The 13,176-nt window shown below is 68.2% G+C and carries 9 protein-coding genes and 1 pseudogene; 9 read left to right on the top strand and 1 reads right to left on the bottom strand.

What is annotated here, in order from left to right; translation table 11 throughout:
• The first annotated feature begins 74 nt into the window (after positions 1-74).
• Positions 75-1,238 carry a trans-sulfuration enzyme family protein gene (locus ACIBK5_RS32480; protein WP_399025164.1) on the top strand — a complete coding sequence of 388 codons (1,164 nt, stop codon included), beginning with the start codon at positions 75-77 and terminating at the stop codon, positions 1,236-1,238.
• Between the two features lie 40 nt (positions 1,239-1,278).
• Positions 1,279-2,580, top strand: a complete 1,302-nt coding sequence (locus ACIBK5_RS32475; protein WP_399025162.1) for an amidohydrolase family protein — start codon at positions 1,279-1,281, stop codon at positions 2,578-2,580.
• 193 nt (positions 2,581-2,773) lie between these two features.
• Here ACIBK5_RS32475 and ACIBK5_RS32470 read toward each other — a convergent pair whose 3' ends face one another.
• Positions 2,774-3,943, bottom strand: coding sequence for an ROK family transcriptional regulator (locus tag ACIBK5_RS32470; protein WP_399025160.1), 1,170 nt, complete (start codon positions 3,941-3,943; stop codon positions 2,774-2,776).
• A gap of 704 nt (positions 3,944-4,647) precedes the next feature.
• Between ACIBK5_RS32470 and ACIBK5_RS32465 the strand changes: the two genes are divergently transcribed.
• From ACIBK5_RS32465 to ACIBK5_RS32435, 7 genes and pseudogenes are all read left to right on the top strand, one after another.
• Positions 4,648-5,925, top strand: a complete 1,278-nt coding sequence (locus ACIBK5_RS32465; protein ID WP_399025158.1) for an NAD(P)/FAD-dependent oxidoreductase — start codon at positions 4,648-4,650, stop codon at positions 5,923-5,925.
• Between the two features lie 81 nt (positions 5,926-6,006).
• Positions 6,007-7,359, top strand: a pseudogene (locus tag ACIBK5_RS32460) ((Fe-S)-binding protein); the annotation flags it as partial.
• Between the two features lie 302 nt (positions 7,360-7,661).
• Positions 7,662-9,011, top strand: coding sequence for an aspartate aminotransferase family protein (locus tag ACIBK5_RS32455; protein WP_399025156.1), 1,350 nt, complete (start codon positions 7,662-7,664; stop codon positions 9,009-9,011).
• Between the two features lie 24 nt (positions 9,012-9,035).
• Positions 9,036-10,115 carry a phosphotransferase gene (locus ACIBK5_RS32450; protein ID WP_399025153.1) on the top strand — a complete coding sequence of 360 codons (1,080 nt, stop codon included), beginning with the start codon at positions 9,036-9,038 and terminating at the stop codon, positions 10,113-10,115.
• A gap of 50 nt (positions 10,116-10,165) precedes the next feature.
• The gene (locus tag ACIBK5_RS32445) at positions 10,166-10,849 is read left to right on the top strand and encodes a haloacid dehalogenase type II (protein WP_399025151.1); all 684 of its coding nucleotides are present in this window, start codon (positions 10,166-10,168) and stop codon (positions 10,847-10,849) included.
• Between the two features lie 58 nt (positions 10,850-10,907).
• The gene (locus tag ACIBK5_RS32440) at positions 10,908-11,999 is read left to right on the top strand and encodes an extracellular solute-binding protein (RefSeq protein ID WP_399025149.1); all 1,092 of its coding nucleotides are present in this window, start codon (positions 10,908-10,910) and stop codon (positions 11,997-11,999) included.
• Positions 11,992-13,158 (top strand): ABC transporter ATP-binding protein, encoded by a 1,167-nt coding sequence (locus ACIBK5_RS32435; protein WP_399025147.1) that lies wholly within the window; start codon positions 11,992-11,994, stop codon positions 13,156-13,158. Before ACIBK5_RS32440 ends, ACIBK5_RS32435 begins: the two co-directional genes overlap by 8 nt.
• Positions 13,159-13,176: the final 18 nt, after the last annotated feature.

Here is a 13,176-nt window from a genome sequence, read left to right as displayed (position 1 = left end):
CAGATCCGGTCAGTTCGGGGCACGGGTCGGCCATGCTCGATGGAGTCACACCGCTGGTCCACGGGAGGGCAGACATGCCGGGCAAGAGCACCATCACCGTCCACGCCGATCGCGAAATCCACCCGAGCCGTTCTGTGGCTCCGCCCATCTACCAGACGGCGGCGTTCTCGGCCGAGGACGGCGAGACGTTCGCGCAGGGCGCCGTCGAACCGCGGGGCAAGGACTTCTACACCCGCTTCGGCAACCCGAACCACGCACAGGTCGCGGCCGTCGTCGCGGAGCTGGAGGGCACCGAGGCGGCCATGGTCACCGCGTCCGGGATGGCCGCACTCACCACCACCGTGCTGGCCCTGGTCTCCGCCGGTGACCACGTCATCGGGCAGAAGTCCACCTACGGGGGCACGGCCTCGGTGCTGCTGAACCTGCTGCCGCGCCTCGGCGTGTCCACCACCCTGGTCGACCAGACCGACCCGGCGGCGTTCGCGAAGGCCCTGACCCCCAAGACCCGGCTGATCCTCGTGGAAACGCCGAGCAATCCGCTGCTGCAGATCACCGACCTGCGCGCCGTCGCTGAGCTGGCCCGCGCCCACAACGTGCTGACCGTCGCGGACAACACCTTCGCCACCCCGCTCAACCAGCGGCCCGTGGACTTCGGCGTCGACCTGGTCTGGCACAGCGCGACCAAGTACCTCAACGGCCATTCCGACGTGTCCGCCGGAGTACTGGCCGGACCTGCGGAGATCCTGAACCGGATCTGGGACGTCGGTCTGCTCACGGGCGCCACGCTGGGCCCGGTCGACGCGTGGCTGCTGCTGCGCGGCATGCGCACCCTGCCGCTGCGCGTGCCACGGCACAACGCCAACGGCCAGGCCGTCGCCGAGGCGCTGCAAGACCATCCGGCCGTGAGCCGGGTGTACTACCCCGGCCTGTCGACCCATCCCCAGCACAAGCTGGCCGCCGACCAGATGAGCGGTTTCGGCGGAGTGCTCGGCGTCGAGTTCGCGGGCGGGTTCGAGACGGCCGACGCCTTCCTCGGCCGGCTGCGCTACCCCCGCCGCTCGGCGAGCCTCGGCGGCGTGGAATCGCTGGCCGTGCACCCTGCGTCCATGTGGCGCGGGATGCTCAGCGAGGAACAGATCGCCGAGTCGGTTCCCCTGGGCCTGGTGAGGCTGGCCACGGGCACCGAGGACACGGACGACCTGGTCGCCGACGTGCTCGCGGCGGCCGATGCGGCTTGATCTCGAACCATCCGAAAGCGTCTGTGAAGGAGTTCATCCGATGAAGACCCTGCTCACCGGCGGCACCGTGGTCAGCATGGATCCGGCTGTCGGCGATCTCACCCGCGGTGACGTGCTGGTCGAGGACGGCGTGATCGTCGAGGTGGCCGAGCGCGTCGAAGCGCCGGACGCCGAGGTGATCGACGCGACCGACCGGATCGTCATGCCCGGCTTCGTCGACAACCACCGCCACAGCTGGCAGACCGCGTTCCGAGGTGCCGGCGCGGACTGGACGTTCCCCGAGTGGGCGGCGGCCATGCACGGCACGGCCAAGCCCCACTACCAGCCCGAAGACGTCTATGTGGGCACCCTGCTCGGCCGCCTGGAAGCCCTGCACTCCGGTGTGACGACGATGCTGGACTGGTACCACGTCGCGCAGAGCCACGCGCATGAGGACGCCGCCGTCGCCGCCCTGCGGGACGCGCCTGGCCGGTCGATCTTCTGCCTCGGCGCCGGATGGGCCACCCCCGACCCCGTCGACGCCGACATCCGCCGCGTCCGCTCCGACCTGTCCGGGGACAGCGGCCTGGTCACCATGGCCTGGGGACTGCGCGGCCCCGACGACACCGGCATGGACATGGTCGCCGAGGAACTGAAACTGGCGGCCGAACTCGGCCTGCGCACCAGCCTGCACATCCTCTCCGACGGCACCCAGCGCCCGGTCGCCGATCTGCGCGAGCGCGGCCTGCTGCGGGACACCACCACGTTCGTGCACGGCAACGGCATCAGCGACGAAGAGCTGCGCATGCTCGCCGACGCGGGCAGCTCGCTGTCGATCAGCCCGGACGTCGAGCTGAAGATGGGGTTCGGATCGCTGCTGACCGGCCGCGCCCTGGCCGCGGGCCTGCGCCCGACACTGTCCATCGACGACGTCCCCTCGGTCGGCGGCGACATGTTCTCCACCCTGCGCACCGCCTTCGCCGCGCAGCGCGGCATGGACGGAGGTCTGCACTCCCGGGACCTGCTGGAGTTCGCCACCGTCGATGCCGCCCACTCCTGCGGGCTCGACGCCCGCACGGGCAGCCTCACGCCCGGCAAGGACGCCGACATCATCCTGCTGCGCACCGACGACCTGACCGTCTTCCCGGTCACCGACCCGGTCGGCACCGTCGTCAGCGCCGGCCATCCCGGGCTGGTGGACACCGTCCTGGTCGCCGGCCGCGTGGTCAAGCGCGACGGCGCGCTGGTGGACGTGGACCTGCCTGCGCTGAGGACCCGACTGCTGGAATCGCGCGACCGGATCGCGGCAGCCGCAGGCATCCCGCTCGACGGCACATGGCGTCCCCAGGCGGCATCGGAGTAGACGCCCTCGGCGTCGAGGAAGACCAGCGCCCCGTTGGCCTCCAAACCCATAGGGTGCCGGGGGCGCGCTGGTGCAGCGACTGCGGCCACTACGTCGTCGGCCGGCGCGAGGTAGGGAGCTCCAAGGCCCTGGAGTCGGAGAAGATCCTTCTGCCGACCTGATCGGCGATGTCCTCCACTCTCGTGCCGGCGGCTCAGAAGGCCGGTGCGGACTGTTCGGCGGGCTGGTTCTGGCTCCGCGCTCCGAGTACGGCGTCCCGCAGCCGCTCCTGAGCCATCGTCAGGCACGCGTACACCGCTCCCTGTGCCGTCGACAGACCGATCAGGTGTGGCACCGTCCTGATCTCCGGAACTGCCGGAAGGCTCCGGTCGAGTCGCCCGCGCACCTCGGGGAGCACCTCGTCGACGAGCGGCCGCAGACGACCCACGAGGTAGACGGACTCGGGGTCCAGCGTCACGGCGACAACGCTGACAGCGGTCACGATCGCCGTGGTGAAGGCCTCCAGCACCTCGGCGCGCGACGCCTCGTCATGCTGTTCCTCCCAGAGATCCTCGACGCGCTCCAAGTCGAGCCCCCGCGCACGGGCGAACCGGAGAAGCCCTCGGGTGCTCAGCAGCTCGTCGAGGATCTCGTCACCGGCCCCGGAGGCGAGGACACCGATGTCACCGAAGGCGGGCGTGCTCCCCCGGGCGAGCTCATGCTCGGTGCAGCTGGCGAAGTTGAGTATGGTGCTGACGCTGAAGAGCGCGGCGTTGGTGATGGTGGCATCGTTCGTGAGGATCCCGAGCAGGGACGCGTTGGCATCACTGTCGAGGAGCACGGGGGCCTCGACCAGGTCCTCGATGGCTCGATGGAGGTCAGCCCCCGCGAAGATCTTCATCGACTCCGCAGGGCCGAAGATCTCCGTCCCGTTGCGGACCCGTCCCGGCACCGCGGCGACGACCTGGCGCAGCGGGCCCAGCGCGGAGGCGGTGGCCTGCTCGATCAGGTCGACCAGCCATCGTGCCGCGCCCCCGACCTCGTGGAGGTCGGCTGTGGGAGCGGTCATACGGCGGATCTCGCGGCCCCTCAGATCGGTCACCAGCACACCGGTTGTCTGCACGCCGAAGCTGACCCCGACGACGTGTCCGGTCGTGCCGGGCAGATCCAGATAGGTGGACCGGCGGCCTCGGCCGGTGACCTCGTCGACCCCGCCGTCGACGACGAAGCCATCGGCCCGCAGCTCCTCCACAGCTCTGGACACCGTGGCCTTGCTCAGGCCCGTCAGCTCGATGAGCTTGTTCCGTGTCAGGGGCGCGTGAGAGAGGAGCACGTCGAGGACCGACGCCTTGTTGTAGTCGCGAGAGGTTGGATTGGTGGTCACGTGATGACCATAGCGAGCCCGGTACGCCGACCGGGCCGGGACCGGCTTGGGCGTGATGATCGTGGGCTGCGACCCGGTGATGCGAGGCGAAGGATCTCGGCTCATCTGTGATGCACTCCGAAGGGTCCCCGAAGCACTCCTGGACAACATCGCCGCAGGGCGGCGCGACCAGGAGACCGGGGGTCGATGACCAACTGACTGTCGGCAGCGAGCATCGTTCAGACGGTGGACCCCTCCGCGGTAAGCCACTGCGGCGTCGTTGACGCCACCGGGCGGATCGGCCTGTGTTCAGGACGACTTGACCGCAGGTCGGCCAGGCTACCACCCAGGATCAGCGCCTTTCCGTCGACGTACGCCCCCTCTGGGGGAAGCCCCTCTCTGTTCCTGGCCCTGGTGGACCACCCGCTCGCTGTCTAGATTGAGGCGAGATGAGCGGGATCGATCCCCCGCCGACCGTGACAGGCCGGCCACGTCCACCGCCTTCCATCCAGCCGATCACCGAACGGCAAAGTTTCTAGTTTCAGATTGGAACTGGAACAAGGAGTGGTAGGGTCGGAGCGCAGCAGCGAGCCCCCTTCCGACACCCCGACAGATCAGCGAGTCGTCGAACGGTGGCCGGGATCAATGGATCCGGCGCATCTCGACAGCCTGACTCACGTGCGTTCAGAGCGGCTGACGGCACTGGCAGGAGAGAGAGCAGCGATATGAAGTTCACCCCCTACTGGCTCGACACCGCTCCCCAGGGTCCGGACCGTTCCCGGACCCAGATCGGCGGACGCGTGGACGTGGCGATCATCGGCGCCGGCCTGACCGGCCTCTCGACTGCACTGCACCTGGCGCGCAAGGGCGCCGACGTGCAGGTCTTCGAGAAGGAGACGGTCGGATTCGGCGCGTCGGGGCGCAACGGCGGTATGGCCACCCTGGGTATGTCGATCGGATTCCGCTCCGCGGTCTCCCGCTACGGCTTCGACACCGCAAAGCGGTATCTGCTGGCCTACCACGACGCGGTCGACACCATCGAGGATCTCGTGAAGGAAGAGGGCATCGACTGCGACTTCGCCCGCACCGGCAAGCTGAACCTGGCCTCCAAGCCCGCTCACCTCGAGGGTCTGCGCAAGACCCACGAGATCATGTCCGGCCGACTCGGGATCGAGACCCGGATGATCTCCAAGAGCGAGCTCCACACCGAGATCGGCACCGACCTCTACCACGGCGGAATGGTCGACGCCAGGAGCGCCGGTCTGCACGTCGGCAAGTTCACCAGGGGCCTTGCCGAGGCGGCAGCACGTCTGGGCGCCACCCTTCACGAGAAGGCTCCGGTCGAGCAGATCAAGCGGTTGGGTGGCACCAAGCACGAGCTGGTCACCCCGCGCGGCACCGTCCAGGCCGACCAGGTGTTCGTCGCGACCAGCGGCCACACCCGCCGGCCGTTCCGCTGGCAGCAGGTCAGGATCGCTCCCGTCGGCAGTTTCATCATCGTGACCGAGCCGCTGGGCAAAGACGTCTGCGACATGCTGCTGCCGAACCGGCGGATGGCATCGACCTCCCTGAACCTGCTGAACTACTTCCGGATCACTCCGGACCACCGGCTGCTGTTCGGTGGCCGCGCCCGGTTCGCCGGGTCCAACCAGCAGTCGGACGCGAAGAGCGGACGCATCCTGCACAAGACGATGACCGAGGTCTTCCCCCAGCTCACCAACGCGCGCGTCGACTACTGCTGGGGCGGCCTGGTCGACATGAGCATGGACCGCATGGTGCACGCGGGCGAAGAGAACGGACTGTTCTACTCGCTCGGCTACTCCGGCCACGGCGTCCAGATGGCGACGCACATGGGTAAGCAGATGGCCGAGTACATGAACGGGGACACGGGCGCCAACCCCTGGAGCAACCTGCCCTTCAAGCGGATCCCGGGCCACTTCGGCCCGCCCTGGTTCCTGCCCTTCGCAGGCGGCTTCTACAAGTTCCTCGACGTCATCAAGTAGGCGCGGGACAGAGATGCTGAGCACATGGGTGGAGCGCCGTGAGGTCCTCCTGATCGCCCGGCCGCGAGCCACGGTCACCTCGGGCTGCTCAACCCCGGGGTGATCGTCGCCCCGGCCCCCCTGGACGCCGACCTCGCGTTGCGTGAACTCCCGCTCGTGGACACGTCGTTCACCTTCCCGCACGACGAGGACGGATTCGCTGGTGCGGTGCGCCGCTGTGTGGGTGTGGGCCGTTGCCGCAGTGACGTGGGCGGGGTGATGTGTCCGAGCTACCGGGCCACGGGGGAGGAGAACGACTCCACCCGTGGCCGGGCCCGCATGCTCCAGGAAATGGTGCGCGGCGAGGCCGTCACGGACGGCTGGCGCTCCACGGAGGTCCGTGACGCTCTGGATCTGTGCCTGTCGTGCAAGGCCTGCTCCAGCGACTGTCCGGTGGGCGTCGACATGGCGACCTACAAGGCGGAGTTCCTGCACCAGCACTACAAGGGCAGGCTCAGGCCCCGCTCCCACTACTCGCTCGGCTGGCTGCCCAGGACCTCCGCACTCGCCGGATACGCGGCCAGCCCCGTCAACGCGCTGCTGCGCGGGCCGTTCGGCAGGCTCCTCGCGCACCTCGGCGGGGTGACCACGCAGCGGAGGATTCCCGCGTTCGCCTCCCGCCGCGCCCTGCGCAAGACCCTGCGCGGGGCCAGAGCCACCGGGCCGACGAAGGCCGTGCTCTTCGTGGACAGCTTCACCCGCGCTTTTCGCCCCCAGGTCGCGGGCGCGGCAAGCCGTGTCCTGGCTGACGCGGGCATCCCCAGCACACCGCGCGACGGCCTGTGCTGTGGTCTGACCTGGGTCAGCACCGGCCAGCTGTCCACGGCCCGCAGGGTCATGGCCCGTACGGTCGCCGCCCTGGACGACGGCGACGACCGGCCGATCATCGTGGCGGAGCCCAGTTGTGCCGCCGCCCTCAAGCGGGACGTGCCCGAACTGCTGGGCACCCAGGCCGCACAGCGTGTGGCGGACCGGGTGCAGACCTTCGCCGGGGCCCTCACCGACCTCGCCGACCCGCACTGGAGCCCGCCGGCCCTGCCCGAGAACGTCGTGCTCCAGACGCACTGCCACGAGTACGCCACCTTCAGGAGCCACCGCCCCGCCGACCTGCTGCGCCGCCTGGGCGTGAAGAGCGTCGACGAGGCCGAGGGCTGCTGTGGACTGGCCGGCAACTTCGGCTTCGAGGCCCAGCACTACGACACCTCCATCGCCGTAGCCGGCCTCGCCCTCACCCCGCGTCTCGACGGACGCCCCGTCGTCGCCGACGGCTTCAGCTGCGCCACCCAGATCGACCACCTCGCCGCGGACCAGAACATCCACGCCCGGCACCTCGCCGAACTCCTCGACCCCACTCCTGACCGGGCGAGGCCTCATGACCGAGATACCGGGCGCTGAATCGCGTCCCGCCCCCTGCGGAGCGCCGGCCTTCCGCCCGCCGCGCGTGAGCCGATGGTCCGGCTCCGCGACCAGCTGAACGAGACCCCCGCCAGGCGCGGGGCATCGGTCATCAGTAAGCGCGGGCGCCGTCAGCCCCTGCGCAGGACGCCGACGAGCCGCCGAGATCCAGCCGCGACCCCAGTCGCAGATCCAGCCAAAAACTTTCTAGTTTCAGGTTGGAACTGGAACGAACGATGGTATGGTCTCAGCCACAGCAGCGAGCAAACCTCGACGAAACAAGACTGAAGGTGTGCCTGCAGATGAATTCGACTCTTAGTCGGGCAATCGCCAACTACCCCAACCGGTTCGACCCGGGGGTACTGAGCGAACTCCCCGAACATCTCCGGGACACCATTCGGCGCCGGGACGAAGTGCTGGGTCCCGGATACACACTCATCTACAAGGAGCCGGTCGAGTTCGTCTCCGGTCACGGGGCCCACCTGATCGACCGGGACGGCAACGACTACCTCGACGCCTACAACAACGTCCCGTGCGTCGGGCACGCCCACCCTCATGTGGCCGAGGCGGTCGCCCGCCAGATGACGGCGGTGAACACCAACACGCGCTATGTCCAGGAAGCCCTGGTCGACTACGCGGAGCGGCTTCTGGCGACCTTCCCCGGGGAACTGTCGAAGCTGAGCATCGCGTGCAGCGGCTCGGAGGCGAACGACCTCGCGGTCCGAGTGGCGAGGTTCCACACGGGCGGCGAGGGCATCATCGTCACCCGCTGGGCCTACCACGGCATCACCAGGGAGGTTGCGAGCTTCTCGCCGCACCTGGGCGCCGGGTCGCCGCTGGGCCCGAACGTCCGGCTCATCGACCCGCCGGACCCGCGCCTCGCCGCGCCGGGCACCACGCTCGCCGAGCACATGCGGAAGCAGGTACGCGGCGCGATCGATGACCTGGAGCGCCACGGCTACCGGCTCGCCGCGCTGATCACCGACTGCGCCTACACCAGCGACGGGATCTTCACGGACCCTGTCGACTACATGCCGGGCGTCGTCGAGGAGGTGCACGCGGCCGGCGGTGTCTACATCGCGGACGAGGTGCAGTCCGGGTTCGCCCGGCTCGGAGAGTCGATGTGGGGCTTCACCCGCCACGGCGTCCTGCCGGACATCGTCACCATGGGCAAGCCGATGGGCAACGGCATGCCGATCTCGGGCGTGGTCTTCCGTCCCGAAGTCAGCGAGGAGTTCGGGCGCAACGTCCGCTACTTCAACACCTTCGGTGGCAGCTCGATCCCCGTGGCTGCCGGCGCGGCCGTGCTGGACGTCATCGAGAAGGAGAACGTGCAGCAGCGAGTCCTGGAGAGCGGCAACGCGCTGCGCGCGGGACTTCGGGAGATCACCAGGAACTCTCCCCGTGTCGCCGAAGTCCGCGGCGCCGGTCTGTACGTCGGCGTGGAGATCGTCAAGGACCGGGAAACCCTTGAGCCGGACCGCCTGCTGACCGAAGACGTCATCAACGACATGCGCGACCGCCGGATTCTCATCAACGGCACGGGAAAGTCGGCGAACACCCTGAAGATCCGCCCTCCGCTGGCCTTCGACTCCGCCGATGTGACCCGATTCCTGGAGACCTTCGCCGAGGTCGCGAAAAACCGTCTGTAACAGGCTGGCCCGAAGGGATCGACCGTGAGCACCTCACCGGCTACCGACTTTGCCCGACGGCTCTTCGAGGAGAGCGGCCTGACCTCGTCCCACGAGCCCATCGACGTAGTGCTGGTGAGTATCTCTCTCGAGAGGCACTATCGCCTGAGCGGACGCCTCGGGCGACTGGCCACCGAGAAGGACGACACGTTCAGGCTCAGCACCGAGACCGGCGACTTCCTCGTGAAGGTCTCACCCCCGGACGAGGCGGAAATGATCGTCCATTTCCAGACCGCCGCGATGCGCTTTCTCGAAAGCGCCGCCCCTCATCTTCCCGTCCAGCGAGTGAGACTCACCGTCGACGGCGACGACAGCGTGGCCGTCCCGTTGAACGACGGCGGCACCCGCATTCTGCGCGTGTTCGACTTCGTCGCCGGTCCGGTCCTGGCCCAGACGACCCCGGACCCCGAACAGCTCGCCAAGGCCGGCGAGATGCTGGGGCGGGTCGACAAGGCGCTGAAGGCGTTCTCACACCCGGCAGACCGACGCGGTCTGGTCTGGGACATCCGGCACTTCCACCAGCTGACCAGCCTGGTCCAGTACACACCGGATCCCGAGCACCGCCGTCTGGCCCGTGAGGTCTTCTGGCGCTTCGCCGAATCCGTCGTCCCGAGGCTGAATGATCTCGAGACGCAGGTGATCCACGGCGATTTCAGCCCGTACAACATCGTGGTGGATCCGAAGAGTGACGACTACGTCACCGGAGTCATCGACTTCGGCGACACCGTGCGCAGCGCCTTGATCTTCGACCCCGCCGTGCCCATGGCGAACCTGCTCGGACGAACGTCGTACCAGCCCTGGCGGGATGCCTGCGCGTTCGTCGTCGGCTATCAGCGGGAGAGACCGATCAAGGCCTCGGAAATCCCCCTGCTTCCGGTCGCGGCACTGGCACGGCTCACCCTGCGCGCGCTCCTCACGAACTGGCGAGCGGAGCGCGCACCCGAACGACGCGAGTATCTCCTCGGCCACGCCAAGGACGACTGGGTCAATATCGAGCGCGCCTTGGCCGTAGGCCTGGACGACGTCGTCGCGCAGCTCAAGGAAGCCCGCCCTGGGCATGCCTGAAAGCCCACCGCCCCGTTCCGGTTTCCACAGAAAAAGAATGGAGCTCTTTCATGAGCAAGATCCCCTCGTTGCAGTTCCGCCCGAAGTACGTGTCGTTCGACTGCTACGGCACGCTGATCAACTACCAGATCACCCCCATCACGCGTGAGCTGGTCGGCGACCAGGTTCCCGCCGAGCGGTGGGACCAGTTCGTGAAGGAGTTCCGCGGTTACCGCTACGACCAGATCCGCGGCACCTACTACTCCTACGAGCAGGTGCTGCACGATTCCTTCGAGCGGATCTGCAACCGATGGGGCCTGAAGGCCGCCCCGGACGCGGGCAAGCGCTTCGCCGACGGCGTCCGCAGCTGGGGACCGCACACCGACGTCCCCGAGCCGCTGAAGAAGATGGGCGACAACTACAAGCTCGTCATCCTCTCCAACGCCGACGACTCCTTCCTCGAGGAGAGTGTGCCCCGCCTCGGGACCGACTTCCACGCCGTCTACACCGCGGAACAGGCCGGCTACTACAAGCCCCGCTATGCCGCCTTCGAGTACATGCTCGACCAGCTCGGCGCCTCACCCGAGGACTTCGTGCACGTCTCCTCGCACACCCGCTACGACCTGATGCCGATGCACGACATGGGCTTCCGCAACCTGATCCTCCTGGACCGCGGCTACGACCCCGTCACCCACGGCTACGACTACGTCACCGTCAAGTCCCTCGACGACCTCAACACCATGCTCGGCATCTGACGCAGTTTCCAGCTCAAACGGATTCACCGTATCCCAGCGATCTCCAGGAGGCACCGCCATGGAAGGCAACCGGATAGGACGCAGAACCGTACTCCGCACCGCAGGCGCTCTGGCCACCGCCACCTCGGTGGCCGGCTGCGGCACCCTCATGGGCAGCAGTGAGAGCCGCTCGTCGGGCGGAGGCAAGAAGCGGATCGTCGTCAGCAACAGCGGCGGCGCCTACAACGATGCTCTGACGAAGGCGATGTACGAGCCGTTCGCCAAGGAGACCGGTATCACGGTCACCACCGTGAACTACCAGTCGGCGCAGGTCATCGCCCAGGTGAAGCAGGGCCGGCCACAGGTCGACCTGATGGACAACTCGTTGCTGGTCTTCCAGAAGATGGCGCGCCTGGAGTGTCTGGAGGTGATGGACCACGACCGGCTGAAGAGCGTCAAGGGGGCCGGTATTCCGGAGCACCAACTGCCGGAGCACGCGGTCGGCAAGAACGTGTGGTGCAGCCTGATGGCGTACCGCACCGACAGCCTGAAGCGCGCTCCGAAGAGCTGGGCGGACTTCTGGAACACCGGCTCCTTCCCCGGCCCTCGCTCCCTGCAGAGCGCGGAAGTCGACATCCCGGAGCTTGAGTTCGCGCTGCTGGCCGACGGTGTGCCACTGGACAAGCTGTACCCGCTGGATGTGGACCGGGCCTTCAAGGCGATGTCGCGGATCCGCGGCGGCGTGAAGAAGTTCTGGAACACCGGCGCCCTGCCGGCCGTCCTGATCGGCCGCAAGGAGGTCGTCGCGACCAGCCTCTACGGCGGTCGCGCGGACGAGCTGATCAAGCAGGGACAGCCGGTCACCTACCAGTGGAACGGGGCCCGACGGCTCACCAACGGCTGGGGCATCCCGAAGGGCGCGGACAACACGGACGCGGCCTACAAGCTGATCGACTTCTCGCTGCGTCCCGAGGTGCAGGCGGCGTTCGCCAAGCTCTACCCCGGCGGCCCGGTCGTCCCCGGCGCCATCAAGCTGCTCTCGGACGACGTCCTGGCCACCCTGCCGACCTCCCCGCAGAACCTGAAGACCGGCTTCGACGCCGATGTCGCCTGGTGGGACAAGAACCGTGACGCTGTCACCAAGCGCTGGCAGGAGTGGGCGGATGCCTGAGCGGACCAACACGATCAGCACCGGGAAGCTGTCGGCGGACGACCTCGCCGCGGCCCTGGCTCCACGGTCCAACGCGCAGACCGGCAAGTCGCTGTCGGTCACGGGGCTGCGAAAGTCCTACAGCGGGACGACGGTGGTCGACGGTGTGGACATGGAGATCGCGGCGGGTGAGTTCATCACCTTCCTCGGCTCCTCCGGCTCGGGCAAGACCACCACGCTGATGATGCTGGCCGGGTTCACCGAGCCCGACTCCGGCACCATCACCGTCGACGGCCACGACATCACCCATCTCAACCCCGGCAAGCGGGACTTCGGGTTCGTCTTCCAGCAGTACCTGCTCTTCCCGCACATGACTGTCACCGAGAACGTCGCCTTCCCCCTCCAACTGCGGGGCGTGCCGAAGGCGGAGATCCGCCGCCGGGTGGGCGAGACCCTGGAGGCGGCGGGCCTGTCGAAGTTCGCCGGCCGCAAGCCCCGTGAGCTGTCCGGTGGTCAGCAGCAGCGCGTCGCGCTGTGCCGGGTCCTGGTCTACCGCCCGCCCATCGTGCTGATGGACGAACCGCTGGGCGCGCTGGACAAGAAGTTGCGCGACCAGATGCAGACCGAGATCAAGTCCATCCAGCGTGAACTGGGCCTGACCGTCGTATATGTGACGCACGACCAAGAGGAAGCCCTGGTCCTCTCCGACCGGATCGCCATCATGAAGGACGGCCGGATCGAGCAGTTCGACACGCCCCGCGGCCTGTTCGAACGCCCGTGCACGCCGTTCGTCGCGGACTTCCTCGGCTCCGCCAACTTCCTGTCGGGCAAGGCGGAGGAGACGACCGCCGACGGATGCACCCCGGTGCGTCTGGACACCGGCGGCATCCTGAAGGCCCGCGCGCATGCCGTCACGCCGGGGCAGATGGTCCGCGCCGCGGTCCGGCCGGGCAAGCTGCGCCTGGTCGCCCCGGAGGAGAGCTGTTGTACGGGCACGGTCGAGATGGCCGTCTACGTCGGTTCGCTGACGCGGATCACGGTGCGTCTGGACGGTGCCGCTCCGGGGACGCCGCCGCTGCGCATCGAGACCGCTCACACTCCGCCGCGCACCGGTGAGCGGGTCTGTGTCACCGCCGACCCCGAGGACGTGAGTGTCTTCGACGCGACGGACGGGGGGTGACCCCGTGGCCGGAACCGC

This window comes from Streptomyces sp. NPDC050546 (assembly GCF_044457425.1).
Lineage (GTDB): Bacteria > Actinomycetota > Actinomycetes > Streptomycetales > Streptomycetaceae > Streptomyces.
The sequence above is the reverse complement of the archived record's forward strand: the minus strand, read 5'-3'. Positions and strand labels throughout refer to the sequence as shown.

Bases quoted from the DNA above. Each gene is read 5' to 3' on its own strand.
- ACIBK5_RS32435 (WP_399025147.1), top strand. From the start codon at position 11,992: ATGCCTGAGCGGACCAACACGATCAGCACCGGGAAGCTGTCGGCGGAC.
- ACIBK5_RS32465 (WP_399025158.1), top strand. From the start codon at position 4,648: ATGAAGTTCACCCCCTACTGGCTCGACACCGCTCCCCAGGGTCCGGAC.
- ACIBK5_RS32480 (WP_399025164.1), top strand. From the start codon at position 75: ATGCCGGGCAAGAGCACCATCACCGTCCACGCCGATCGCGAAATCCAC.
- ACIBK5_RS32475 (WP_399025162.1), top strand. From the start codon at position 1,279: ATGAAGACCCTGCTCACCGGCGGCACCGTGGTCAGCATGGATCCGGCT.
- ACIBK5_RS32455 (WP_399025156.1), top strand. From the start codon at position 7,662: ATGAATTCGACTCTTAGTCGGGCAATCGCCAACTACCCCAACCGGTTC.
- ACIBK5_RS32440 (WP_399025149.1), top strand. From the start codon at position 10,908: ATGGAAGGCAACCGGATAGGACGCAGAACCGTACTCCGCACCGCAGGC.
- ACIBK5_RS32445 (WP_399025151.1), top strand. From the start codon at position 10,166: ATGAGCAAGATCCCCTCGTTGCAGTTCCGCCCGAAGTACGTGTCGTTC.